The sequence below is a fragment of the Acuticoccus kalidii genome, assembly GCF_021556395.1.
GTDB classification, from domain to species: domain Bacteria; phylum Pseudomonadota; class Alphaproteobacteria; order Rhizobiales; family Amorphaceae; genus Acuticoccus; species Acuticoccus kalidii.
Map to the genome: position 1 here is coordinate 321,387 of NZ_JAKGCS010000017.1, position 26,056 is coordinate 347,442.

Sequence of the window (26,056 nt, forward strand, 5' to 3'; positions counted from 1 at the left end):
GCGCGATAGCTCATAACCTATGTGCTTGAGGCATAGTTGGGGAGGGGTGGCGCCATCGGCTGATCGGTCGCCCGCCGAGATCTCCGCCAGCATCCAACGACATCACGAAAGGTGCCGATCGTGCCTATTGCCTTGTGGGCGCTCGCCATTGCAGCGTTCGGAATTGGAACCACGGAATTCGTCGTCTCCGGATTACTCCCCGAAGTCGCCGCGACCTTCGACATCACGATACCCGTCGCCGGACATATGGCGACAAGCTACGCGCTCGGCGTGTTCATCGGCGCGCCGATCACCATCATCCTCGGGGCGAGGCTGCCGCGTAAGACGATGCTGGCCGGCCTCCTCGTCCTCTTCATCGTCGGCAACATCGTCACGGCCGTGGCACCGACCTATGCGGTCGCGCTCCTCGGGCGGGTGATCACATCGCTGACGCATGGCGCCTTCTTCGGCATCGGCTCGATCATGGCGGCGGACCTCGTCGCGCCGGGTCGCCGGACGAGCGCCATCGCCTTTGTCTTCACGGGCCTCACCGTGGCGACATTGATCGGCACGCCCGCCGGGACGTGGCTCGCACAGACGGTCTCGTGGCGGGCGACGTTCGCCGCGATCGCCGTGGTCGGCGTCGTGGCCATCGCCGGAGTGCTCGCCTGGGTGCCCCGTACGGAACGGCAAACGCCGCCGCGTCTCGGCGAGGAGCTCGCCGCCTTCACCGACGTGCGCTGCCTCCTCGCGATGGGCATCACGATCCTCGGCCCAGCTGCCTTCTTCACCTCCATCACCTACGTCGCGCCGATGGCGACGGAGGTCGCCGGCTTCGACGCGGCCGCCGTGACGTGGCTCCTCTCTCTGTTCGGCCTCGGCCTGTTCGTCGGCAACATTCTGGGTGGCCGGTTCGCGGACAAGGCGCTCATGCCGCTCCTCTACGTTTCGCTGAGCGCGCAGGCGGTCGTCCTCCTGGCGTTCTACGCGTTCGCCGAGAGCCAGATCGCATCCGCCATCTCGATCTTCCTCATGTCTGCCTTCGGATTCGCAACCGTTGCGCCGATCCAGAAGCTGGTGACGGACAACGCTCGGGCCGCGGGCGCGCCGAACCTCGCGGCAGCCGTCAATATCGGCCTGTTCAACCTCGGCAATGCGATCGGCGCGGGACTTGGCGGCGCGGTCATCGCGTCCGGATACGGATACGCCGCACCGAACTGGGCGGGCGCCGTCCTATCGCTCGCGGCGCTCGTGCTCGCGGTCGCCTCCGGCGTTCTCGGGCAGCGTGAACCGTCATCCTCACCGGTTCCCGGCAACGCCTGAACATCGTCCCCGATCGGAGGAAAGCCCCATGTAGGCGATACGCTACCACGGCAAGCGCGATCTCCGCGACGACATCGAGGTCGATCTCGAACCCCGCCACGGCGACGTGGTGATCGCGCTGATCGTCGTCGGTATTTGCGGCACCGACGTCGACGAACATCGGTCCGGGCCGATCATGATCGAGAGCGCCACTTCAACAAGCTGAAGCACTTCCGCCGCATCGCGACCTGTTTCGACAACTCGCCCGAAACGTCATGGCCGCCGTCGCTCTCGCGTCCTCACGCTTTATGGCTTCGCCACCATGAGTCCACGACGCTAGAGCGTCAGGGGAGCGACCGCGCCGGATCGGCCCACGGTTCCAGACGAAACCCCAACGCTGCGGCGGCGCGAGGGAATATCGACGGAAAATGATTCCGCCCTCTAGACGACTGGTCTAATCGTCCTTAGATGGGGTCCATGACAACGGCACCCCCATCGGTCGACGTGCGAGAGCACATCCTCAGCACCGCCCATCTCATCATGAGCGGGAAGGGCTTCTCGGGTGTCGGCCTGAACGAGATACTCCGCGCCGCCCACGTTCCGAAAGGGTCTTTCTACCACTACTTCGCTTCGAAGGAGGCGTTCGGGGAAGCGCTGCTGACGCGCTACTTCGAGCACTATTTGAAGCAGATGGACGAGACGTTCGACCATGCCGGAAACGGCCGCGACCAATTGGTCGCTTACTTCGAGATGTGGGCCGAAAACCAATCGGCCTCGCATCCTGAGAGCAACTGCCTCGTGGTCAAGCTCGCCGCCGAGGTCTCCGACCTGTCCGACACGATGCGCCGCGCCTTGAAGGCCGGCACCGACGCCATCGTCGCGCGCCTCACAGGCGCCGTCACCGCCGGACAGCGGGACGGCTCGATCGGGCTGAAGGAGCCCGCCGCGGCGGTCGCCCTCAGTCTTTACCAATCCTGGCTCGGCGCCAGCCTGATCGCGAAGATCGCCCACAACGATACTCCGCTCGCCGCTGCGCTGGCGGAGACCCGCCACCGCCTCGCCATAACCTGAACGCGAAAACGGGCCGCCCTTCGCCGCGTTTTCGCTTGTCTTGAGACGACCAGTCTATTTCAAATGATTTGGAGCAATCCTATGAAGATCCTGATGGTTCTCACCTCACACGACACCCTCGGCAACACCGGCCGCAAGACCGGCTTCTGGCTGGAGGAATTCGCCGCGCCCTACTTCGCCTTCGTCGACGCCGGGGTCGACGTGACCGTCGCGTCGGTCAAGGGCGGACAGCCCCCGCTCGACCCGAAGAGCGACGAGCCGCAGTTCCAGACGGAAAGCACCCATCGCTTCAAAGCCGACACCGCGGCGCAAGAGGTGCTGGCGAACACCGTCAAGCTCGCGGACGTGAGCGCGGCGGATTATGACGCCGTGTTCTATCCCGGCGGCCACGGCCCGCTTTGGGATCTTGCCGAGGATAAGACGTCGATTGCCCTCCTCGAGACGATGAACGCCGCCGGCAAGCCGCTCGCGCTCGTCTGCCACGCGCCCGGCGTCCTACGCCACGTCAAGGGAACGGATGGCAATTTTCTCGTCGCCGGCCGGCCCGTGACAGGCTTCGCCAACTCTGAGGAAGAGGCGGTCGGACTCACCGATGTGGTGCCTTTCCTGGTGGAGGATGAGTTGAAGGCGAACGGCGGCGTGTTCTCCAAGGGCGCGGACTGGGCCTCCTTCGTCGTTCAGGACGGGAACCTCATCACTGGGCAGAACCCGAATTCCTCGGCGGAGGCTGCCCGCCGTCTCATCGCCGCTGCAAGCTGATCGGGCGCGGAGCCGCGGGGTCGAGAAACCCCGCGGCTCCCGTCCCTCGAACGACGACACGCCTACAACCCGCCCTGACAAACCAGACGATCCCACCCGACGCGCCCCGTTCCGAGGCCGACGATCACCTCGAGCGCTCACGCCGCGCGACCTCGCCGTGCGCCAGCACCCGAGGCCGCGCGATCCACGGCCAGGGCGGATACGCCGCACGCCCGGCAAAGCGTGAGGGTTGCCGGGTGGCAACGAAGAGCCGAGCGACAGACACTCCGGCGTGACCCTCGCCCTCCACCAGAGCCGAATAGCCGACCTCGCGCGGTCGAATTCCCGCCGCACGCCTCGTTTTTTGATGGGCATCCGCGTTCGTGACGGGACCGGCCACCCCAGACCCGGATCGCCGCTTCGTGTGGCCGCCGTGCCGGCCACACCGGCGAATGCGTGTTGAAACCACGTCTCATGGAATCGGGACCGACCGATGCGCTGCCCCGCTGACCCTACCGCCTTGGGCCTGGCCATGTATGACTGTCGCGGATCGCTATCGAATTCGTCAACGCAAGGATCGGAATCATGACAAAAGGGTCGGACCTCTTCGTTGCAGCGCTGGAGAACGAGGGCGTGACTCGCATCTTCGGCGTGCCGGGGGAGGAAAACCTCGACATTCTGGAGTCGCTTCGGACCTCGCGTATTGAAGTGATCCTGACGCGACACGAGCAGGCTGCGGCCTTCATGGCGGCGACCCATGGGCGGCTTACGGGCAAGCCGGGTGTCTGCCTCGCCACGCTCGGTCCAGGTGCCCTCAATCTGTCGACCGGCGCGGCCTATGCTCATCTCGGCGCCATGCCGATGATCCTCATCACCGGCCAGAAACCGGTCATGAGCGCGAAGCAGGCCCGTTTCCAGATCGTTGATATCGTCGCCTCGATGAAGCCGCTCACCAAGATGACGCGGCAGATCGTCAGCGCGGCCGCGATCCCCGCAATGGTGCGCGATGCCTTTCGGATCGCGATGGAAGAGCGGCCCGGCCCGGTCCATCTCGAATTGCCGGAAGATGTCGCCGCCGAAGACGTCGAGAACGCGTCAGTCATCCCGGTCCACACGCTGGAGCTGCCCGTTGCGGGTGCGGCCTCGCTCGACCGGGTGGCGGAGGCGATCCTCGCCGCCAAGCGCCCGCTCGTGATGGTCGGTGCGGCGGGCAACCGGCCGTCTTTGGTCGAAGCGCTGTCGACGTTCATCGCGCGCACCCGGCTGCCCTTCTTCAACACGCAGATGGGCAAGGGCGCCGTCACCGGCGGCTCCAATCTCTACATTGGGACGGCGGCGCTGTCGGAGGGTGATTATGTCCACGAAGCCGTCGCGCGCGCCGACCTCGTCATCGCCATCGGCCACGACACGGTGGAGAAACCGCCCTTCCTGATGAAGAGCGCCGGCGGGCCGAAGGTCATTCACGTCGGCTACTCGTCCGCGACGGTCGAGGAAGTCTATCACCCGGACATCGAACTGATCGGCGATATCGGGGCGACGGTCACAGCGCTCGGCGAACGGCTCGAAGGCCGGCTGTCGGCCGACGAGGGCATGCTCGATCTGCGCCAGAGGATCCTCGCGCGGATCAACGACCGCGCCGAGGAGGACCGCTTTCCGGTGACGCCCCAGCGACTCGTCCACGACGTGCGCCAGGTGATGCCCGACGACGGAATCGTCTGCCTCGACAATGGCATGTACAAGATTTGGTTCGCCCGAAATTACCGCACCCACGTCGCCAACACGCTGCTGCTCGACAATGCGCTCGCCACGATGGGCGCGGGCCTCCCCTCGGCCATGATGGCGGCGATGCTCCATCCGGAGCGGCGCGTCATGGCGATCTGCGGCGATGGCGGCTTCATGATGAACTCGCAGGAGATGGAAACCGCGGTGCGGCGCGGCCTCAACCTCGTGGTGGTCGTCCTGAACGACAGCGCCTACGGCATGATCCGCTGGAAGCAGGCCGTCGACGGCTTCCCCGATTTCGGCATGAGCTTCGGCAACCCCGATTTCGTGCGCTACGCCGAGTCCTATGGCGCGAAGGGCTCACGCGTGAACGCGGTGGAGGATCTCGTGCCGACGCTGGAGGCCGCGTTCGCCGGCGGCGGCGTGCATCTGGTCGAAGTGCCGGTCGACTATTCCGAGAACACCCGCGTTCTGGTCGACGAGCTGCGCAACCGCACGCCCGACGTGGAGTGTGCCTGACCAGGCGCGGCTTTTCCGACCGAGACCAACGCCTGAGACGCAAGGAGCCCGAACATGCTGAAGGTCGTGCAGGCATTCGACCGCGCGCCGATCGCCGAGATCGAGACCGACGATGCTGCCGCGCTGGAGCGCAAGCTGGAGGCGGCCGAGCGCGTCTTCCGGGACCGTGACGGCTGGCTGAAGCCGCACCAGCGCATTGCGATCCTGCGCAAGCTGGCCGCGCTGATGGAGGACAGGCGCGACCACCTCGCCCTGCAGATCGCGCGTGAGGGCGGCAAGCCGCTGCCCGACGCCATCGTCGAGACGAACCGCGCCATCGACGGTGTTCACAACGCCGCCGACGAACTGCGCAATCTCGCCGGTCGCGAAATTTCGATGGGTCTGTCGGCCGCGGCGGAGAACCGCTGGGCCTTCACGACCCGGGAGCCCATCGGGACCGTCGCGGCGATCTCGGCCTTCAATCATCCGCTGAACCTCATCGTGCACCAGGTCGCGCCGGCGATCGCGACCGGCTGTCCGGTCATCGTCAAGCCGGCGAGCACGACGCCGCTGTCCTGCCTCGACTTCGTGGCGCTGGTCCACGAAGCCGGCCTCCCCGAGCCCTGGTGTCAGAGCTTCGTCACCGAGGACAATGCTCTCGCCGAGCGGCTGGCGACGGACAGGCGCATCGCCTTCCTGAGCTTCATCGGCTCGGCGAGGGTCGGATGGTCGCTCCACGCAAAGCTCGCGCCGGGCACGCGCTCGGCGCTCGAGCATGGCGGCGCAGCACCGGCCATCGTCGATTGGAGTGCCGATCTCGGGAAGGTCGTCGAGCCCATCGTCAAGGGCGGCTATTATCACGCCGGCCAGGTCTGCGTGTCGACGCAACGCATCTTCGTTCACGAGAACATCGCCGACGATTTCACCCAAAAGCTCGTCGAGCGCGTCGAAAAGCTGCGCACGGCCGATCCTACGCTGAAGGACACCGAGGTCGGGCCGCTGATCCTGCCGCGCGAGGCCGACCGGGTCGCTGAGTGGATCGAGGAGGCGGTCACCGGCGGGGCGGTTCTGGCGACCGGCGGCCAACGCCTCTCCGAGACGACGCTGCAGCCGGCGGTTCTTCTCGATCCCGCCGCCGATGCGAGGGTCTCCACACTTGAGACCTTCGGCCCCGTGGTCGCGGTCTATCGCTACCGCGATCTCGACGAGGCGATCGCGCAGGCCAATTCCCTGCCCACCGCCTTCCAGGCCAGCGTCTTCGCGCAGGACATCGATATTGCCATGCGCGCCGCCAATCGGCTCGCAGCATCCGCCGTGATGATCAACGATCCCACCGCCTTCCGCACGGACTGGATGCCCTTCGCCGGCCGCAAGGAGTCAGGATACGGCACCGGCGGCATCCCCTATACGATGCGCGACATGACTGAGGAGAAGATGATCCTGATGCGCAGGAGCTGACAGCAACGGTATCTCGCTGTTGATCACCGTCGCCATCCTCGCCGCATGACGATCCCTCGGCCCTCAACGCCCTCGATCCGATGTGGGACGAGCTGTTCCCCGCAGAGCTGGTCGAAATTGGGGGCGAGGGGGCGTGGTGCGGTTGGCGGATCCCGACAGTCTCGTGCAGCGCCCCCATGCCATGCCCGGGGCGCTCGGCGACGACGAACGGGGCCTGCTGCAGACCGCTCGCGGCGATTAGAGCGGCTGTGCAGAGCGCCTGATCATTCGCGCCACGAGGTTGTTTCCGCCGCCACCAGAATCCGGGTGACGAAGCTGGCAGCAGGGCTCGGAACCTGCCGGCGTCGCGTTACTCGGCAAGCTCCCGCATTACGCTGATCAGATCAGCCTTCCCCTCGAAACCGATTCCCGGAAGCTCCGGCATCACGATGTGGCCGTTCTCGACCGTCACCCCGTCCGGGAAGCCTCCGTACGGCTGGAAAAGATCGGGATAGCTTTCGTTGCCGCCCAGCCCGAGGCCGGCCGCGATGTTCAGCGACATCTGGTGGCCTCCGTGCGGGATGCAGCGCGACGGCGACCAGCCCAGTTGATCGAGACTGTCGAGGATTCGCAGATACTCGACGAGCCCGTACGCCAGCGCGCAGTCGAACTGAAGCCAGTCGCGGTCCGGGCGCATGCCGCCGTATCGGATGAGATTCCGTGCGTCCTGATGGGAGAAGAGATTCTCGCCGGTCGCCATGGCCCCGGGATAAAATTCGGCCATCGCCGCCTGCAACTGGAAGTCCAGCGGATCGCCGACCTCCTCGAGCCAGAACAGCGGATAGTTGCGCAGCATTTTCGCATAGGCGATCGCCGTTTCGAGGTCGAGCCGGCCGTTCGCGTCGACGGCGAGTTCTGCCTGATCGCCGATTTCCGCCAAGACGGCCTCAATCCTGCGCTGGTCTTCGTCAATGGACGCACCGCCGATCTTCATCTTCACCACGGTGTAGCCGCGATTGAGATAGCCGCGCATCTCCGCCCGCAAAGCGGAAATGTCCTTGCCGGGGTAATAATAGCCACCGGCGGCGTAGACGAAGACGCTCGGGTTCGGCTCGACGCCCTTGCGCTCGGCCAGCAGCCGAAAGAGCGGCTTGCCCTCGATCTTAGCAATGGCGTCCCACACGGCCATGTCGATGGTGCCAACGGCGACCGACCTCTCGCCGTGCCCGCCCGGCTTCTCGTTCTGCATCATGGCAGCCCAGATCTTGTGGCCGTCCAGATTGCTGGCGTCCTCATTCAGAAGCGAGGCAGGTTCGGCCTGCAGGATCCGGTCGCGAAAGCGCTCGCGGATGAGGCCACCCTGGCCGTAGCGTCCGTTCGAGTTGAAGCCGTAGCCGACGACCCTGCGACCGTCTTTGATCACATCGGTCACGACGGCCACCAGGCTCGACGTCATCTTGCTGAAGTCGATATAGGCGTTGGAGATCGGTGACGAGATCGGCTTGGTGACCTCACGGATGTCGACGATGCGCATGGGCAGGCTCCCCCTTTCGCCAGCGGCGATCGGGGTTCAGATAGCGCATGACGCGGCGGCGGCGCCAATGCCGACTGCAGCTATATTCATGCTAATGATGCATTAATCATCTGCCGGTGTCGCCGCGAGCAGGTTGCGCCAGAACGCCTCGTGGTGCGGCGACATCCGCGGGCGTGGCCGGAAGACGACGATTTGCACCGGCACATCGAGCGCCGCGCCGCCGGCGCGAACGAGCCTGCCGCGCTCAATGTCACCTTCGGCGAGCGAGTGGGGGAGAAAGGCGACGCCCTGTCCCTCCTTCGCCATCGTCAGGTTGGTCGCAGCCAGGACGGAATTCATCATCGGCGCGAGGCCGGGGCGGCCGTGGCGCGCCCAGTGCGCTTTGAGGATCGCGTGGAAGCCCGAGGCGGCGGCGTAAGCGATGAAGGGAACCTCGGCCCCCTCGGCGCCCAGCGTCCAGCGCGGCCGGCCTTGTGAATCGGGAGCGCAGAGCGGAATCAGCCGATCGCGCCCGATGGGATGGCGATTGAATTGCTGCTCCGGGAGATCGTCCGCGCCGGCCGGGCTCATGTGGCTGACGAAAAAGTTGACCGCACCCGCCTTCATGAGCCGCACACATTGCTGGTGCGTATCCGAGATGAGGTTGAGCGCGCCAATTTCCGCCGGACCGCCAATGGCGACGAGCCACTTCGGGACGAAGGTGTACGACAGCGCATGAGTCGCCGCGAGGTTAAGATGTCGTTGATCGTCTCCGGCAGCCTTGAGCGCCTCCCCGCGCGCGTCCACCAGCATCCGCACGATCGCCTCCGCCATCGGCTGAAATGCCTTTCCCGCAGCCGTGAGGGCGACCTGGCGGGTGGTGCGACGGACGAGCGGCGTCCCGATCGCCTTTTCGAGGCTCCTGATGCGACGGCTGAAGGCCGGCTGGGTCAGGTTCCGGTTTTCGGCCGCGCGCGAGAAGTTGAGTTCGCGCGCAAGCTCCAGAAAATCATCGAGAAGGTTGATGTCCATCGGGCGCACCCCACCGCCGCACCGATGCATAGTCGGCATGGATCAGCAGCGCAAACGCCGTTAACCGCCGATATCCGCCGCCCCGATCTGGAGGGGCGCAACGGCATCCGCCTGGCGAATCCGTTCGGCCAGGAGATCGACGAAGACGCGGACCTTCGCGGTGAGGTTATGACGCTCGGGATAAATGGCCGCGATATTTGCGGTCTGGACATAGTCCGGCAGCACCACCCGCAAGCGCCCCTCGCGCACATGGCGGGCAATGTCCCACTCGGATCGCAGCATGATCCCGTGGCCGGCCAGCACCCACTCGCGGGCCATCTCGCCGTCATTCGTGCTGAGCCCGCCTTTGATCTGTGCCGAAGGGCTCTCGCCGCCGCGTTCGTCGAACCGCCAGATGGCGTAGATATCGTGGTCCTGCCGAAGCACGATGCAGTTGTGATCGTGCAGATCGTCAAGGCGCTGCGGCACGCCGTGCCGTTCGAGGTAGTCCGGTGAAGCGCACATGTACCGCCGGTTCCTCTGCAGCAGGCGCTGCATGAGATTGCTCGTCGGCGGATTGCCGAACCGGATATTCAGGTCGAGCCCCTGTTCGATGAGGTTCAGCGGAGCATCGGATACGATCAGTTGCACCTCCACGTCCGGGTAGGTGCGGCAGAACGCGGACACGGCCGGGGCGATGTGTTCCCGGCTGAAGCCGAAGGTGGCGTTGATGCGAAGCAAGCCGCTCGGCATCTCCTGCCCGGACCGCAGGCTGTTCTCGAGCTCCTCGATCTCCCCCAACAGTCTGGTGGCCTTGCTGAAATAGACCTTGCCTTCGCCGGTGAGACTGACCCGTCGCGTCGTCCGGTTCATCAGCCTCACGCCGAGGCGTTCCTCCAGCCTCGCGAGGCGCCGGCTGACCGCCGATGCGGTGACCCCGCTGTCGCGTGCCGCTTCGGCGAAACTTCCCCGACTCGCCAGCAGCACAAAAAAGCCGAGGTCGCTCTCTCTCATTGCTGACTTCACCGCAATAATCACATTCCGATTATGAACTTACCGACATCGATAAATTTGTCTACGGTCGGTATTCTGCTTGCGTCACGGACCGGCCATCGTGCCACTGGACGTGACTTGTCCGACGAACGAGGGAGCCACGAGGAGGTCCTCTGATCGCCCGAGACTTCCCTCGATCAAAATGAAGCGCGGCCCACCGCGTCACGTTACGAGGAGGAAACCAATGAAGACTGCATTTGCCACGCTCTTTGCCGGGCTGCTCGCTGCAACCCCGCTCGCGGCTCAGACCGCCGCCGACTTCCCGACGAAGCCGATGACCTACATCATCCCGTTTAACGCGGGCGGCGAGTCGGACATCTCGGCCCGCTTCCAACAGTCCGAGTGGGAGGCCGTCACCGGCCAGCAGGTCGTCATCCAGTACCAGCCGGGCGCCGGCGGTGCGCAAGCCTGGTCGCAGCTGAACTCGCTCTCCGGCGACGGCTACACCATCATGGGCATCAACCTGCCGCACACCGTCCTGCAGCCGCTGGCCGGATCGGTCGGCTACCAGACCGAGGACCTGACGCCGGTCCACTACTTCCACTATACGCCCGACGCGATCTTCGTGCGGGCCGAGAGCGAGTTCACCAGCCTCGAGCAGCTCGTGGAGTATGCCAAGGCCAATCCGGGTCTCGTCACCTTCGCCGGGTCCGGCTCCAACTCGTCGAACAACCTCGCGGCCATCCGTTTCAACGAAGAGGCCGGGGTGACGACCACCTACGTTCCCTTCTCCGGCACCGGCCCGTCGATCACCGCCGTGCTCGGCGGCGCGACGATGGCCGGCTTCAACTACGCGACCTCGGGCGTCAGCCAGGGAGACGCGATGCGCATGCTCGCCGTCGCCTCCGAGGAACGCCTGCCGGTGTTCCCCGACGTGCCGACCTTCAAGGAGCTCGGCTACGACATCGTCGGCGGCGCCTACCGCGGTGTCGCGGTCCCGTCCTCGACCTCCGAGGAGATGCGTCAGCGGATCTCCGACATCGTCTCCGAGATCAATGCGCAGCCCGAGTTCGTGAAGAAGATGGAAGACGGCGGCTTCGTGCTGACCGACATCGGCTACGACGACATGGACGCCTTCGTCGCCGAGCGTGTCGAGGAGTACACCGCCGGCGCCAAGGCACTCGGTATCATCGAGTAACGACGCCTCCGTCATGGACATCCTCGGCTACCTCCTGGATGCGCTGACACCGTTCAACCTGGTACTCGCCCTCGCGGGCGTGGTGCTGGGTACGGTGATCGGTGCGCTGCCCGGCCTCTCGGCGACCATGGCGGTGGCCGTGCTTGTCCCCTTCACCTTCACCATGGATCCCGCCGCCGGCCTCATCGCCCTCGGCGCGATCTACACCGGCGCGATCTACGGCGGCGCCTTCGCGGCGATTCTCGTCAACACGCCCGGCACGCCGTCGTCGATCGCCACCACCTTCGACGGCTTCCCCATGGCCAAGCGCGGCGATGGCGGGCTCGCCGTGTCGGTCGCCACCATCGCCTCGGTCGTCGGCGGCATGGTCGGCGCCATCGCACTCCTGCTGCTTGCCCCGCCGCTGGCGCGCGTCGCCCTCGCCTTCGGCCCGACCGAGTATTTCTGGCTGGCGATGTTCGGGCTCACGCTGATCGCGGCGCTGTCGGTGGGGAACACCCTCAAGGGGCTCATCGGCGCCTGTATCGGCCTCTTCCTGTCGATGATCGGCGTCGCGGTCGTCGGCGGAGACGTCCGCTATACGCTGGACATGCAGCGCTTCCTGGGCGGGATCGACCTCACCTCGGCGATCATCGGCCTTTACTGCGTCCCCGTGATCCTCGATCTCGTCGCCAGCGCCGACCCGCACCTGAAACCATCGGCGCAGGGCGGGCTTCGGACCGCCGAGGGTCTCGCGCTGTCGATGCGGAGCAAGTTCAACCTGTTGCGCTCGTCGGTGATCGGCACGGTGGTCGGCATCCTGCCGGGCGCCGGCGGTTCCATCGCGGGCCTCGTGTCCTATTCGGAGGCGCGCCGGGCCTCCGCCAAGCCCGAGACCTTCGGCAAGGGCAACCCCGACGGCGTGATCGCCACCGAGGCCGCCAACAACGCGACCGTCGGCGGCGGCTTCATCCCGACGCTGGTGCTGGGCATTCCCGGCACGCCGCCCGACGCGATCATCCTCGGCGCTTTGTTGGTGCAGGGCATCAAGATCGGTCCGACGCTGTTCACCACCGATGCGCCGGTCGTCTACACCTTCATCTGGGGCCTCCTGATCGCCACGCTGCTGATGCTGCCGGTCGGCCTCCTGATCGGGCGCTACGCGTTCGCCTCGATCGCCAGCGTGCCGAAGGCGGTGCTCGCGCCGACCGTCGCGCTGCTCACCATCATCGGCTCCTTCGCGATCCACTCGAACGTCGATGACGCGCAGCTGATGGTCGGTCTCGGCATCGTCGCCTGGATCCTCAACCGCTACGGCTTCCAGCCTTCGCCCATCGTGCTCGGCCTCGTTCTCGGGTCCATCGCGGAGCAGGGCTTCGTTCAGACCTGGCTCATCGGCAGCGCATCGGACCGGCTGCCCGAGATGTTCTTCGGCCGGCCGATCTCGATCGGGATCATCGTGGCCGCGCTGGTGACGCTGGTCTTCCCGATCTGGGCCGACTGGAAGGCAAGGCGGCGCAAGCAGCTCGCTGCGGCGACCGCCGCCGAAGACGACGCCGGTGCGGCGATCGCGCCGGAGATCAAGACCCGCGACGTCGCCGGCATGGGCTTCGCAGCAGCGTTCGTGCTCCTCAGCGTGGCGATCTGGATGGGCGCCTCGGGCATGTCGATGCTGGGGATGGTCTTCCCGCGCACGATCGCTGTGGCGCTCGCGCTGTTCTCGGTGCTGCTGATCCTCCAGAATCTACGGCGCCCGGCCAATCCTGCGGGGCGCGCGCCTCTGGTGCTGGATGGCGGCGCGCTCCGCCGCCTCCTCCTGGCGGCGGTCCTGCTCGCCTGGGTATTCGTGTTGCCCGAGCTCGGCTTCCTCGTGACCAGCTTCGCCGCTTTCATCGTCATCACCCTGATCGCGGACTATGACCGCCCGCCGCTGCGCACATGGCTCCTGTGGATCGCCGCCGGCGCGATCATCTGCACGGGCTTCTGGTGGCTGATGGCGAACGTCCTGCTGCTGCGCATGCCCGCCGGGCTCCTCTTCTGAAACGGACGAAACAATGAGCAAACGTACGCACAAGATCGCCGCCATCGGCGGCGACGGCATCGGCTTGGAGGTGGTGGACGCCTGCCTCGAAGTCCTTCATGCGCTGGCTGAAAAGGACGGTGGTTTCGACGTCGCAGTCGAGAATTTCGACTGGTCGACCGAACGCTACAAGCGCACCGGCTCGTTCATGCCGCAGGACGGCGCCGACCAGCTGCGCGCCTTCGACGCGATCCTCTTCGGCGCCGTCGGCGCGCCCGACGTGCCGGATCATCTCACTCTGTGGGGCCTGCGGCTCGCGATCTGTCAGCCGCTCGACCAGTATGCCAACGTCCGGCCCACCCGCGTCCTGCCGGGCATCCAGTCGCCGCTGCGCCATGTGAACGGCGGCGAGCTCGACTGGGTGATCGTGCGCGAGAATTCCGAGGGCGAATATGCCGGCCAGGGTGGGCGCTCGCACCCCGGTCTGCCGCTCGAGATCGCGACCGACGTCTCGATCTTCACGCGTGCGGGGATCGAGCGCATCATGCGCTTCGCCTTCCGCCTCGCCCAGTCACGGCCGCGCAAGCTTCTGACAGTCGTCACCAAGTCCAACGCCCAGCGCCACGGGATGGTGCTGTGGGACCAGATCGCCGCCGAGGTGGCCGCCGAGTTTCCCGACGTCACTTGGGACAAGATGCTCGTCGACGCGATGACCGTCCGCATGACCATGAACCCGGCCTCACTGGACACGATCGTCGCCACCAACCTCCACGCCGACATCCTTTCGGACCTCGCGGCCGCGCTGTCCGGCTCCATCGGCGTGGCGCCCACGGCCAACCTCAACCCGGAGCGTGACACGCCTTCGATGTTCGAGCCGATCCACGGATCCGCCTTCGACATCACCGGCAAGGGCGTCGCCAATCCCGTCGCGACCTTCTGGACCGCAGCCATGATGCTGGACCATCTCGGCGAGAAACCCGCAGCCGATCGGCTCATGCTTGCGGTCGAGACGGTTACCGCCGATACCGACCTCCACACGCCCGACCTCGGTGGCACGGCCACGACCCGAATGGTCACCGACGCCGTGATCGGCGCCATCCGCGGCCGCAACAACTGAGAGTCATGATGTCGAGCAACCACCTCACCATAGCCGTCATCCCCGGCGACGGGATCGGCAAGGAAGTCGTCCCGGAAGGGCTGCGGGTCCTGGAGGCCGTCGCGAAGCGACACGCCATCGACATCCGGTTCGACGAGTTCGACTTCGCCGGCTGCGACTACTACCAGAAGCACGGGCAGATGATGCCCGACGACTGGAAGGACCGGATCGGCGGGCACGACGCTCTATACTTCGGCGCCGTCGGCTGGCCGGAGACCGTGCCGGATCACGTTTCGCTGTGGGGCTCGCTGATCCAGTTCCGCCGCCAGTTCGACCAGTATATCAACCTGCGTCCCGCGCGGCTGATGCCCGGTGTCCCGAGCCCGCTCGCGGGCCGTGGACCCGGCGACATCGATATGTGGATCGTGCGCGAGAACACCGAGGGTGAATATTCCTCGGTCGGCGGAAAGATGTACGAGGGGACTCCGCGCGAGATCGTCTTGCAGGAGACGGTGATGAGCCGGATCGGCGTCGACCGCGTGCTGAAATATGCATTCGATCTGGCCGCGAAGCGTCCCCGTGCCCGGTTGACTTCGGCCACGAAGTCCAACGGCATCTCCATCACGATGCCATACTGGGACGAGCGTGTGGCAGAGATGGCGAAGGACTATCCCGGCGTCCACGTCGACAAGTACCATATCGACATCCTCACCGCGCATTTCGTCCTGAATCCCGATCGGTTCGACGTGGTCGTGGCCTCGAACCTCTTCGGCGACATCCTGTCCGACCTCGGGCCGGCCTGTACCGGCACCATCGGCATCGCGCCCTCGGGAAATATCAACCCGGAGCGGGCGTTCCCGTCGCTGTTCGAGCCGGTGCACGGCTCGGCCCCGGACATCGCCGGGCAAGGCGTCGCCAACCCGATCGGTCAAATCTGGGCGGGCGCGATGATGCTCGATCACCTCGGCCATTCCGGCGCCGCCGCCGATGTGGTCGCGGCGATCGAGCGGGTCCTCGCCGAGCCGTCTCTGCGCACCCGCGACCTTGGCGGATCGGCCGACACGGTGTCCTGCGGCAAGGCAGTGGCCGACGCTCTTGCGTGAAGCCACGCCGTAAGGCCGGGCGCGAAGGCGTCGCAAAGCGTGGGCAGCCGAGCGCCATAGCGGCGCTCGCAGACTCTAGCGGCCGTGCCGGCGAGGTCGGCGGGCGGGCTCGCCGCCGACCTCATGTCGACGCTTCAGAAGCTTCGCCTTTGCACCTCAGCGCAGCGGAAGGGCGGGGAGGATCGCATTGGCGAGAGCTTTCCCCTCTGGAGACGCGAGCTCAAGAGGGGAGTTCACGGGCGCACGTTCCGCAATTCGGCCGCCATCCATCACGAGGAGGCGGGAACAGATGCGTTCCACGAGGCGAAGATCGTGGGTGACGAAGAGAAACGAAATATCGTGATCGCGCTGTAGGGCGGCGAAAAGGTCCAGCATTCGGATCTGAAGGTGTAGATCGAGATTGGAGACCGCCTCGTCGAGGATGACGAGCCGCGGCCGCGGTGCCAATGCCCGAGCGATGCAGACGCGTTGGAGCTGGCCGCCGCTCAGTTGCTGCGGAAGCTTGTCCGCATCGTCCGCCCGTAGCGCCACCGTCAAGAGCAGTTCGTGCACCCTGTCCCGCGCCGCGCGGCCAACGAGGCCGCACAGCGGGCGGAGCGGTTCGGCGATGATGTCGCCGACGGTGGCGCGCGGATCGACCGCGCCGATCGGGTCCTGAAAAACCATCTGAACCGTTCGCCGCAGCTCTTGCCAACCCGCACGGCCCATAGATCGAAGCGATTCGCCCCGAAAGCGAATGTCGCCCTCGTCCGGCGTGTCGAGGCCGACGAGAAGCCGGGACAGTGTGCTCTTCCCGCAGCCGCTCCGCCCGAGAAGGGCCACGGTCTCTCCGGCCTCGATGGTCATCGAGACCTTGGAAAGGGCGGGCCTCTCCCGCCCGCCACCCGCGAAGGTCTTCGTTCCGTAGAAGCGACTGACGTTGTGCGCCGACAAAAGGCTCATGCGGCGAGTGCTTTGCCATAGAGGGAGAGATGGGCCTCGACGAGGCGCCGGGTGGTCGGCGCGGCGGGTCGCTCGAAGATTTGCCGCACCGGGCCGGTCTCGCAGATGCGGCCGGATTCCATCACGGCGACCCGATCGGCCAGCCGCGCGACAACACCCATGTCATGGGTGACGATCAGGATCCCGAGCCGACGTTGTTCGCGCAGACGGTCGAGCAGATCGAGGATGTCGCGCTGGACGATGAGATCGAGGTCCGTCGTCGGCTCGTCGGCGAAAAGGAACGGGGCACGGCTCGCGAGCGCGAGGGCGATCATCATCCGCTGCAGCATTCCGCCACTCATCTCGAATGGATGAAGGCCGAGGAGGCCGGCCGGATCGTCGAGGCCGGCCTCCTTCATCGACGCTTCCATCAGTGGCCGCCATTCGCTTCGGCCGATGCCCAAGGCGTGGAAGGTCTCGATCGCATGGTCGCGCATGGTCCGCACCGGATTGAAGGCGCTGCGCGGGTTTTGCATGATGCTCGCGACCAGGCGACCGCGCAGGGCGGCGAAGCCCGTTTCGCGGTCGTCGATCGCGACGGTGCCCGTCGTCCGTCTGGTGCCGGGCGGCAGGACGTCGAGGCTTGCCGCACAGGTCAACGACTTGCCCGAGCCGCTGGCGCCGACGAGGGCCAAGACCTCGCCCGCCGCAAGACTGAGCGACACCCCGTCAACGAGGCGCGTCGTCGTGCCGTGGCGCCACGTCTCGACTGTGATGTCGCGGATGGTCAAGCGTGCGGGGGTCAATGGCCGTGCTCCATGCGAACGTTGGGGTCGAGCCGGTCGCGCACCGCATCGCCGACGAGATTGAAGGCCATGACGCTCACGAACAGCGCGAGGCCCGGCCAGAACATCAAAAGCGGCTCGGTCCATACGAACTGGCGCGCGTCGGACATCATCACGCCCCATTCGGCCGTCGGCGGGACCACGCCGAGACCGAGAAAGGACAGGCCCGAGACGTGCAGCATGATGTGCCCGATATCGAGCGTGGCGAGGACGAGAAGCTGCGCGACCGTCGCCGGCAGCAGGTGGCGCGCGAAGATGCGCCACCGCGTGATCCCGGCCATGCGGGCGGCGAGGATATAGTCACGGTGGGTGAGCGAAAGGACGATGCCGCGAACGATCCGCGCGTACCAGGCCCAATGTGAAAGGGCGATGGCGATGATCACATTGACGAGCCCGGTGCCGAGTATGCCCACCATGAAGAGCGCCAGGACGAGCGTGGGGAAGGTGAGGAAAATGTCGGTCAGCCGCATGATGATCTGATCGGTTCGCCCACCGATAAAGCCGGCCGTTCCGCCGATGACGATGCCCAGCGCCAGGATCAGCGACAAGGTGATCGCGACCGCGCCCAACGAGACACGGGAACCGGCGATGAGCCGCGAGAGAATATCCCGGCCGAGATGATCCGTTCCGAACCAGTGGGCCGCGCTCGGGCCTTGGAGGCGCGCTGTCAAATTCACCGCATCCGGGTCATATGGCGCGATCGCGGGGGCGAACACCGCCACGAGAACGAGGGCGACCGCGACGGTGATCCCGACCCGGACCGCCCAGCCGGAATCGCGCCAGAAGCCGGCGACGGATGCGGCGCGTGATTGGACGATTGCGGTCATCGCATACCCGATGCGGACATGCGGATGCGCGGATCCGCCCAGGCATAGACGATGTCGACGATGAGGTTGCAGACGACGAAGATCGCGACCATCAGCAGCGTGAAGCACTGCACCACCGGATAATCGCGGTTGAAGATGGCCGAGACCGCATAACGGCCGATCCCCGGCCACCCGAACACCGCTTCGATGATGAGCGTCCCGCCGATCAGTTCGCCGATGTGCATGCCCGTCGCGGTGATGATCGGCAAAAGCGCGTTTCTGAGAATGTGCGTTCGCTCCACCTTGCCGGCGGACAGGCCGCGCAGCCGGGCGTAGGTGACGTGACGCTGCCCGGCGACCTCCAGCATACTCGCGCGCAAGAGACGGGCGTTGATCGAGAGCGACATCAACGAGATGGCGACGGCCGGCATCAGGATGTGGGCCACCCCTCCACGGCCCATCGCCGGAAGCCAGCCGAGATGCACCGAGAACAGGAGGATCAGCAGGAAGCCCAGCCAAAAATTCGGCATCGAGACGCCGAAGAAGGCGATGACGCGCACGAGCTGGTCCGGCCAACCATCGCGGTGGCGGGCGGCCCACACGCCGAGCGGTATGGAAATCGTGAGCGTCAGGAGAAGGGCGACGCCCGCGAGCTGCAACGTGGCCGGGAGGAAATATAAGAGATCCGGCAATACCGGCCGCTGCAGCGCATAAGACACCCCGAAATCGAGATGGACGGCGTTCCAGAGCCAGTCGACATACTGATCCGCGATCGGGCGATCGAGGCCGAGCAGCGCGCGTGCCGCCTCCAGGGCCTCAGCTGTCGGCGGAACGCGTGAGAGGCGGAGATAGTCCATCGCGGGGTCCGACGGCCCGAGGCGCAGGAGCAGGAAGATCACGAGCGACGCGCCGAGAAGCATCGGCGGCAGCAGAAGCACCCGCCGGACAATGAAGCCGAGCATCGGTTACTGCGTCGCCGGGCGAAAGCGGTCGAACGGGATCTCGCTCGCGATTGCGCCGAACGACACCGCTTCGACCTCGGGCCGAGCGACCGCGATCGCCGACACGTATGTCAGCGGAAGATAGATCGCCGCGTCATGGAGGCGGGTGAGGATCTGCCGATAGATCGCCTGCCGCTCCTCCGCGTCGGTCGAGATCAGGGCCGCGCCGATGGCGGCGTCGATCTCCGCCTTGTCCGCGAGGCCGAGCTGCGCCTGATAGTCGGCATGGGCCGGCGTCCGCATCGAGCTCACGAACGCGTGCGGATCGTAGGGCGCGCCCCAGGTGCGGTTGAAGATCATCCCGAACCGGCCGTCCCGTTGCCGGGCATAGATGCTGCTGGCTTCTTCTCCGACCAACGTGATCCCGATGCCGACCTTCGAGAGTTCGGCCTGAAGCACTTCGCTGATCGATTTGGCGAGGGCGTCATTGCCGACGAAGCAGAGCTCGATGACCAGCGGCTCGCCGTCGCGGCTGCGCACTTTTCGACCGGGTTCGAGGTGCCAGCCGGCCTCCTCGAGAAGGGCGACGGCCTTCGCGGGATCATAAGCGTACGGAGTCAGGCCGATATCGGCATAGGGAACGTTCGGGGCGAAGAGGAAGTCGGCCCGCGTCTGCGTCCCGTAGAGCACGGTCTCGATCATCGTGTCCTTGTCGACGGCATGATTGATCGCGCGGCGAACGGCGCGGTCGGCGGTGGGCCCTTGCTGGCTGTTCATCGCGACCATCTGCGTTTCGAGCGGCGCGGACATGGCGGTGGTCAACGCGCCCATCGCCTGGAATCGCGCGAACGTGTCGGGCGAGACGGGGCCTTCGGCCCCATAGACGAGATCGATATCTCCCGTTTCCAACGCGATCGCGCGACTATTCGGGTCGGGGATGATTTTCACGTCGACGCTGTCGTACGTCGGTTGGTCGCCCCAATAGGTCGGATTCCTGCGGAAGACATAATTTTCGCCGAGATGGGACTCGGCGAGCACCCACGGCCCCGTGCCGATGGGCGCCACGATCCCGTCCACCGTGCCGCCATTGACGAATTGGGACGGAGCGATGAACCGGAAGGGACGCGGCAGAGCGAGCTCTTGAAGGATCGGATAATAGGGGTCGTCGAGCGTCAGGCGCACCGTGCCGTCATCGACGGCTTCGACTTTGCGGATCTGGTTCGCGAGTTCGAGCCAGGCATGGCGTGGGAGATTCGCGAGCGCCGCGCCGAAATTCGCGACCACGGCCGCGGCGTCGAACGGCTCCCCGTTCGAGAAGGTGACGTCTTTTCGCAGCGTGAACGTATAGACGCGTCCATCGTCCGAGATCGTCCAGCGTTCGGCGAGCCACGGCGCCAAGGTGCCGTCCGCCTGGTACTTGACCAGCGGCTCATAGACCATCGCCTGCGCGAACATCTGGTTCGGAGAGTAAAGGTGCGGATTGAGAGGGCCGATATCGACCGGCCAGGACATGGCGAGGCGGCTTTCGGCGCGCCCCGTTCCGAGCGTCGCACCAATGGTGAGAAGCAGGACGGCGGCATGGATTATCCAGCGGGGCATCTTGGACTCGGTTGCGTGATGGTATGAGCTATTCCTATGAAAATCATACCGACCGGGTCAAGGGATGGGCGTCGGATTCATTGGATTTAGGTAAGGGTTGCCGATGCAGTCGGGCTGAGGCGCCGTTGGGTGCATCGCTCCACGACTCCGTGAAATGGAAAGCGAGACGGATTTTCTGAAGATCTATTTGTAAGATGTTTCAGAATATTGTGTGGACCGTCATGGTCATGTTCGCATTGTTCGGGAGCCGCCCGCTCGAACTGCGCCTCGTTCAGCCCAAAATGCTCATGGATCATGGCGCCTTTCTTTCAGCGATCGTGGAATTGGATCCGCCTTAACGGATCGTGTTCACGGGGCTTGAGTCTCAGTCGAAGACATTCGCGCGTTGTGGAAGCGGTTTATCGTTGATGTGGTTTACCCCGCTGTACGGCGAATGAATTTAGCGTCTTTCGATCAGGGCGTGGATTTCGATGAGATTTATTTCGTTCAATAAAACAAGTAACGATGCTTGGAGTTGTGCGAGATAGGGAGGGGTGTTGCCGAAACTTCCAATCAGTGCCGCGTGCTGGGGGCAGTATCGGGCCGCGAAAGCTTAGAGTGATCGCGCCGTGATCATGAGCCTAGCTCGGATCAGCCAATTATACGTCAATTTTACGCGGCGATCACCGGAGCCGCGTGGTCCGACGAATTATGCCGGAATCAGCGATAATTATCCCAAATGGGATATTCGTGAATACAAATTTATGCGGTAAGGTCCAGTATTTATTTCGTCCAGTATGTAATTACAAAAAAGAGAGCCTGTTAAATTGGTTCAATCTCTTCGTGAAATCTTTATTGACTAGATGTCGTCGTTGGTTGCATTCTGGCAACGAACGATCTGGAGTGACCTGGCATGACGCTGATTGCACGAGACGATATTCGTCACAAATTGCTCGACACGACATACGCGGCCCGCGATTTGTCGAAGCCGCTGCCAAAGTACCGGTTCCCCGCCGACGAACAGAATCCGCGCGATATCCTCCAGGTGGTGGAGGATGAGCTGTTCCTCGATGGCAACCCACGGCAAAACCTCGCGACCTTCTGTCAGACGTGGGAAGAGCGGGAGATCCACGAGATCATGGATCGCTCGATCGACCGCAACATGATCGACAAAAGCGAGTATCCGCAGACCGCCGAGCTGGAGACGCGTTGCGCCCACATGCTCGCCGATCTCTGGAATGCGCCGGACGCGGCCAACACCGTCGGCACGTCCACCACGGGGTCGTCTGAGGCCTGCATGTTGGGCGGTATGGCCGCGAAGTGGCGCTGGAAGGCGCGGCGGAAGGCCGAAGGCAAGTCGACCGACAAGCCGAACCTCGTCTGCGGTCCGGTGCAGGTCTGCTGGGACAAGTTCTGCCGCTATTGGGAGATCGAGAAGCGCGAAGTGAAGATGACTCACGACCGCTTCCAGATGGACCCGGAGTCGATGCTCGAGCTCGTGGACGAGAACACGATCGCAGTCGTCCCCACGCTCGGAGTCACCTACACCGGGCACTATGAGCTGGTGAAGCCGCTGGCTGACGCGCTCGACAAGCTGGAGGCCGACACCGGCCTTTCGGTCGACATCCACGTCGACGGCGCCTCTGGAGGCTTCCTCGCTCCGTTCTGTGCGCCCGATATCGTCTGGGACTTCCGCCTGCCGCGGGTGAAGTCGATCTCCACCTCGGGTCACAAATACGGGCTCGCGCCTCTCGGCGTTGGCTGGGTGGTGTGGCGCGACGCGAAGGATCTGCCGGACGATCTCATCTTTTCAGTCCCCTATCTCGGCGGGGAGGTGGGGACCTTCGCGATCAACTTCTCCCGTCCCGCGGGGCAGATCGTCAGCCAGTATTATCTCTTCAACCGCCTCGGTCGCGACGGGTACCAGCGTGTTCAAGACGCTTGTTACAAAACGGCCCAGTTCATCGCCCAGGAGGTCGAGAAGCTCGGCCCGTTCGACTTCATCAACACTGGCGATCCGCATGCGGGCATTCCCGCGGTCTGCTTCCGGGTGAAAACCGGGGCGGAGCTGCCTTACTCTCTCTTCGACCTGTCGGCGAAGCTTCTGGAGCGGGGTTGGCAGGTGCCGGCCTTCAATCTCATCGACGACGCGTCGGACATTCCAATCATGCGGGTCATGGTGCGGCAAGGCGTGTCCATGGACATGGCGCAGCTGCTGATCGACGACATGAAGCGGGCGATCGAAGGCTTCGACAAACGGCCGGTGGCCCAGCCGCTGACCGAAAAAGAGCGGGCCGCCTACACCCACAACTGAACCTCGATCGGCCCGGTCGCACCGGATGCGGCCGGGCCCTCGCGCTGGACATGAAGCGGCTCGCTCTCGCTCGACGGGAGGACGAGAGCGATGGGCGTGTTCCGGCCCCGCTCCTGCCGCGGCCCAGACCTTATGGCACCCATCCACGCAACGAAGGTGATTATGTCAGACCAACCCAAGCCGGTGGCCCCCGCCGGGAGCTCGGGCACCGCAGTCGCTCCTAAGCAACTCTCCCTGATAGGCTTCTTCGCCATTACCGCCTCGATGGTGATGGCCGTCTACGAATATCCGACCTTTGCCACGTCGGGCTTCAGCCTGGTCTTTTTCCTCCTCGTCGGTGGCCTTCTCTGGTTCATCCCCGTGGCGCTCTGCGCGGCGGAAATGGCGACGGTCGAAGGCTGGGAGGAGGGCGGCGTTTTCGCCTGGGTCTCCAACACGCTCGGCGAGCGATGGGGCTTCGCGGCGATCTCCTTCACCTATTTGGAGATCGCAATCGGCTTCCTGCCGATGATCTACTTCGTGCTCGGCGCGCTCTCCTACATCCTCGCCTGGCCCGCCCTCAACAATGACCCGGTGACGAAGACCATCGCCGGTCTTATCATCTTGTGGGTCCTCGCCTTCAGCCAGTTTGGCGGCACGCGTTACACCGCGCAGATCGCAAAGCTCGGCTTCTTCGGCGGCATCCTCCTGCCGCTGGCAATCCTCGTCGCGCTCGCCATCCTCCACATCAGCAGCGGCGCGCCGCTGGAGATCGAGATGAGCGCGAACACCTTTGTCCCCGACTTCACCCAGCTCGGCACGTTGGTCGTCTTCGTCGCTTTCATCCTGAGTTACATGGGCGTCGAGGCCTCGGCCACGCACGTCAACGAGATGCGCAACCCCTCGCGCGACTATCCGCTGGCGATGTTCCTCTTGATGATCTGCGCCATCGTCTTGAGCTCCATCGGCGGTCTTGCCGTGGCCTCGGTGATTCCGAAGGATCAGATCAACCTCAGTGCCGGCGTGGTGCAGACCTTCAACGCGCTGATTCTGACCTACGGGCCAGGGCTCGAATGGATCGTGCGGATCATCGCCGCGCTCCTCATCCTCGGCGTGGTGGCCGAGATCGCGGCCTGGATCGTCGGCCCCTCGCGCGGCATGTACGTGACCGCCCAGAAGGGGATTCTGCCGGCGCCGATGGCGAAGGTGAACAAGCACGGCGTGCCGGTGCCGCTGGTGATCTTCCAGCTCGCCCTCACCACGATTGCGATGATCGTCTTCACCAACATGGGCGGCGGCAACATGGCCTTCCTCATTGCCCTGGCGCTGACGGTCGTTCTCTATCTGATGACCTACTTCCTTCTGTTCCTCGCGTACATGAAGCTGGCGCTGAAGCAGAAGGAACTGAAGCGTAGCTATCAGATTCCCGGCGGAACCAAAGTGAAGATGGCGGTCGCGCTGTCAGGCTTCATCATCTCGCTGGTCGCCTTCGTGGTGTCGTTCTTCCCGCCGACCGGCCTGCCCGGTGCGGCAGGGAGTGAGCACTATGTCGAGGCCCTCGGGATCTCGTTCCTGGTCGTCTTGGTGATCCCGTTCATCATCTATGCGCTGCACAACAAGTCCGGGAAGGTGCCGCAGGTCGACCTCGTGCACATCAAGACCCACAACGCACCGCTCGGTCATTTCTTCATGCATCCGAGGGCGCGGGCGACGCACCGCCTGGTGCCGCGCGACAACTGACGCTCGCCCGCCCGCCTGGCCTTCGGAGGCCAGGTGGGCGGAGCCCCTCTTATACCGATGACCCTGTCCAGAAAGACGTAAGACATGACGCTTCCGATTCCCGACACCGAGGCCATCACCGCTGCCGTGAACACCGCACATCAGGCGATGCTGCAGGTGGATGGCGGCAAGAACGCCGACTACATCCCCTATCTCGCGTCGGTACCGTCTGGGCTCGCCGCCCTCGCGGTGGTGACGCGGGAGGGAACGGTGGTGGAGGCGGGCGACAGCCGCTTCGCCTTCGCCATCGAATCCATCTCCAAGGTCGCCACCCTCGCTCTCATCATGGAGACGATCGGGCGGGATGCGCTGCGCGAGAAGGTGGGCTCGGATCCGACCGGCTTGCCGTTCAACTCGGTGATGGCGCTGGAGCTGGCTCAGGGAAAGCCGATGTCACCGCTCGTCAACGCCGGTGCCATTGCTACGGCGAGCCTCGTCGAGGGGGCGACCGCCGATGCGCGTTGGGACAAGATTCTCGACATGCAGTCCCGCCTCGCCGGGCGTCCGCTGTCGCTGTCGGACGAGGTGAACCAGTCGGAGCAGACCACCAACTTCCACAACCGCGCGATCGCGTGGCTGCTCTATTCGGCGGGCACCTGCTACTCCGACCCGATGGAGGCGCTCGACATCTACACCCGTCAGTGTTCGACACTCCTCGACACGGTGGACCTTGCGACCATGGGGGCGACGTTCGCCAACGGTGGCGTCAACCCGAAGACGGGTGAGCGGGTGGTATCCAAGGACAACGTGCCGCCCATCCTCGCCGAGATGATGATGGAGGGTCTCTACACGTTCTCCGGCGATTTCGCCTATATTGTCGGCTTGCCTGGCAAGAGCGGCGTCGGTGGCGGCATGTTGGCGGTGGCCCCCGGTAAGCTCGCAATCGCGGCCTTCGCACCGCCACTCGACGAGGCTGGGAACAGCGTGCGCGCGCTCGCCGGTATTTCCGCGGTTGCGAAAAGTCTCAACCTCGACCTCTTCTCGGCTTGAGGCGTGATCTGGCCGTATACAGACGCACTCTTATCGTCATCTCAACGTTAGAATTCCGGTCAAGCTCTAGGGCGCCCCCACCCATCACCATACGCCCGGCCCGTTGTGTACGCGTTTTCGGGGAGGGCGCTCTGAGCGCATGCTTTGCCCTGGGGGTCGGGCCGGAATCCGGTATCGCAGGGCGCGCCAGTTCCACTCGAAAGCGTGACCGGCATTCGCCGACGGCCATCCTACGCCCAAGCG

Annotated in this window: 20 protein-coding genes and 2 pseudogenes; 13 read left to right on the top strand and 9 right to left on the bottom strand. The window is 64.9% G+C overall.

Features of this window, described 5'->3' with window-relative positions; all coding sequences use genetic code 11:
- The first annotated feature begins 120 nt into the window (after positions 1–120).
- From L1787_RS11640 to L1787_RS11660, 6 genes and pseudogenes are all read left to right on the top strand, one after another.
- On the top strand, positions 121–1,302 hold the full coding sequence (locus tag L1787_RS11640) for an MFS transporter (protein WP_235709022.1): 1,182 nt from the start codon (positions 121–123) through the stop codon (positions 1,300–1,302).
- 183 nt (positions 1,303–1,485) lie between these two features.
- Positions 1,486–1,614 (top strand): annotated as a pseudogene (locus L1787_RS26230) (IS5/IS1182 family transposase); the annotation flags it as partial.
- A gap of 144 nt (positions 1,615–1,758) precedes the next feature.
- Positions 1,759–2,352: a TetR/AcrR family transcriptional regulator gene (locus tag L1787_RS11645; RefSeq protein WP_235709024.1), complete on the top strand. Its 594-nt coding sequence runs from the start codon at positions 1,759–1,761 to the stop codon at positions 2,350–2,352.
- Between the two features lie 81 nt (positions 2,353–2,433).
- Entirely contained in the window at positions 2,434–3,111 is a 678-nt protein-coding gene (locus L1787_RS11650; protein WP_235709025.1) for a type 1 glutamine amidotransferase domain-containing protein, read from the top strand.
- 564 nt (positions 3,112–3,675) lie between these two features.
- Positions 3,676–5,331: an acetolactate synthase large subunit gene (locus L1787_RS11655; RefSeq protein WP_235709026.1), complete on the top strand. Its 1,656-nt coding sequence runs from the start codon at positions 3,676–3,678 to the stop codon at positions 5,329–5,331.
- Positions 5,332–5,385: 54 nt separating this feature from the next.
- On the top strand, positions 5,386–6,768 hold the full coding sequence (locus L1787_RS11660) for an aldehyde dehydrogenase family protein (RefSeq protein ID WP_235709027.1): 1,383 nt from the start codon (positions 5,386–5,388) through the stop codon (positions 6,766–6,768).
- 349 nt (positions 6,769–7,117) lie between these two features.
- On the opposite strand, the gene L1787_RS11665 is transcribed toward L1787_RS11660, so the two are convergent.
- The 4 genes and pseudogenes from L1787_RS11665 to L1787_RS11675 all read right to left on the bottom strand — a co-directional run bounded on the left by L1787_RS11665 (position 7,118) and on the right by L1787_RS11675 (position 10,285).
- The gene (locus L1787_RS11665; RefSeq protein ID WP_304523958.1) at positions 7,118–8,281 is read right to left on the bottom strand and encodes a mandelate racemase/muconate lactonizing enzyme family protein; all 1,164 of its coding nucleotides are present in this window, start codon (positions 8,279–8,281) and stop codon (positions 7,118–7,120) included.
- 102 nt (positions 8,282–8,383) lie between these two features.
- Complete coding sequence (locus L1787_RS11670; RefSeq protein WP_235709030.1) at positions 8,384–9,094, bottom strand: LysR substrate-binding domain-containing protein; 711 nt, start codon at positions 9,092–9,094, stop codon at positions 8,384–8,386.
- A gap of 24 nt (positions 9,095–9,118) precedes the next feature.
- Positions 9,119–9,331 (bottom strand): annotated as a pseudogene (locus L1787_RS26035) (LysR family transcriptional regulator); the annotation flags it as partial.
- A 21-nt stretch (positions 9,332–9,352) separates the two neighbouring features.
- Positions 9,353–10,285 (bottom strand): LysR family transcriptional regulator, encoded by a 933-nt coding sequence (locus L1787_RS11675; protein ID WP_235709031.1) that lies wholly within the window; start codon positions 10,283–10,285, stop codon positions 9,353–9,355.
- 223 nt (positions 10,286–10,508) lie between these two features.
- Between L1787_RS11675 and L1787_RS11680 the strand changes: the two genes are divergently transcribed.
- From L1787_RS11680 to L1787_RS11695, 4 genes are read left to right on the top strand one after another with little or no spacing between them, the layout of a single operon-like run.
- Positions 10,509–11,462 carry a Bug family tripartite tricarboxylate transporter substrate binding protein gene (locus L1787_RS11680; RefSeq protein ID WP_235709032.1) on the top strand — a complete coding sequence of 318 codons (954 nt, stop codon included), beginning with the start codon at positions 10,509–10,511 and terminating at the stop codon, positions 11,460–11,462.
- 13 nt (positions 11,463–11,475) lie between these two features.
- Positions 11,476–13,482 carry a tripartite tricarboxylate transporter permease gene (locus L1787_RS11685; RefSeq protein ID WP_235709034.1) on the top strand — a complete coding sequence of 669 codons (2,007 nt, stop codon included), beginning with the start codon at positions 11,476–11,478 and terminating at the stop codon, positions 13,480–13,482.
- A gap of 13 nt (positions 13,483–13,495) precedes the next feature.
- Positions 13,496–14,578 carry a tartrate dehydrogenase gene (locus L1787_RS11690; RefSeq protein WP_235709035.1) on the top strand — a complete coding sequence of 361 codons (1,083 nt, stop codon included), beginning with the start codon at positions 13,496–13,498 and terminating at the stop codon, positions 14,576–14,578.
- Between the two features lie 8 nt (positions 14,579–14,586).
- The gene (locus tag L1787_RS11695) at positions 14,587–15,660 is read left to right on the top strand and encodes a tartrate dehydrogenase (RefSeq protein ID WP_304523959.1); all 1,074 of its coding nucleotides are present in this window, start codon (positions 14,587–14,589) and stop codon (positions 15,658–15,660) included.
- 156 nt (positions 15,661–15,816) lie between these two features.
- On the opposite strand, the gene nikE is transcribed toward L1787_RS11695, so the two are convergent.
- Genes nikE through nikA form a run of 5 tightly spaced genes read right to left on the bottom strand, consistent with a single transcriptional unit; the run spans position 15,817 to position 20,772 of the window.
- Positions 15,817–16,602: a nickel ABC transporter ATP-binding protein NikE gene (gene nikE, locus L1787_RS11700; protein WP_235709037.1), complete on the bottom strand. Its 786-nt coding sequence runs from the start codon at positions 16,600–16,602 to the stop codon at positions 15,817–15,819.
- A complete protein-coding gene (locus tag L1787_RS11705; RefSeq protein ID WP_439648280.1) occupies positions 16,599–17,387 on the bottom strand; it encodes an ATP-binding cassette domain-containing protein in 789 nt (262 codons plus the stop codon). Before L1787_RS11705 ends, nikE begins: the two co-directional genes overlap by 4 nt.
- Positions 17,384–18,253 (bottom strand): nickel ABC transporter permease subunit NikC, encoded by an 870-nt coding sequence (gene nikC, locus L1787_RS11710; protein WP_235709038.1) that lies wholly within the window; start codon positions 18,251–18,253, stop codon positions 17,384–17,386. The genes L1787_RS11705 and nikC overlap by 4 nt, the downstream gene beginning before the upstream one ends.
- Positions 18,250–19,194 carry a nickel ABC transporter permease subunit NikB gene (gene nikB / locus L1787_RS11715; protein ID WP_235709039.1) on the bottom strand — a complete coding sequence of 315 codons (945 nt, stop codon included), beginning with the start codon at positions 19,192–19,194 and terminating at the stop codon, positions 18,250–18,252. Before nikB ends, nikC begins: the two co-directional genes overlap by 4 nt.
- Before the next feature lie 3 nt (positions 19,195–19,197).
- Complete coding sequence (nikA, locus tag L1787_RS11720; RefSeq protein ID WP_439648281.1) at positions 19,198–20,772, bottom strand: nickel ABC transporter substrate-binding protein; 1,575 nt, start codon at positions 20,770–20,772, stop codon at positions 19,198–19,200.
- Positions 20,773–21,664: 892 nt separating this feature from the next.
- Between nikA and gad the strand changes: the two genes are divergently transcribed.
- From gad to glsA, 3 genes are all read left to right on the top strand, one after another.
- The gene (gene gad / locus L1787_RS11725) at positions 21,665–23,065 is read left to right on the top strand and encodes a glutamate decarboxylase (RefSeq protein WP_235709040.1); all 1,401 of its coding nucleotides are present in this window, start codon (positions 21,665–21,667) and stop codon (positions 23,063–23,065) included.
- A 162-nt stretch (positions 23,066–23,227) separates the two neighbouring features.
- On the top strand, positions 23,228–24,784 hold the full coding sequence (gene gadC, locus L1787_RS11730; RefSeq protein WP_235709041.1) for a glutamate/gamma-aminobutyrate antiporter: 1,557 nt from the start codon (positions 23,228–23,230) through the stop codon (positions 24,782–24,784).
- Between the two features lie 84 nt (positions 24,785–24,868).
- Positions 24,869–25,813, top strand: a complete 945-nt coding sequence (gene glsA / locus L1787_RS11735) for a glutaminase A (protein ID WP_439648282.1) — start codon at positions 24,869–24,871, stop codon at positions 25,811–25,813.
- Positions 25,814–26,056: the final 243 nt, after the last annotated feature.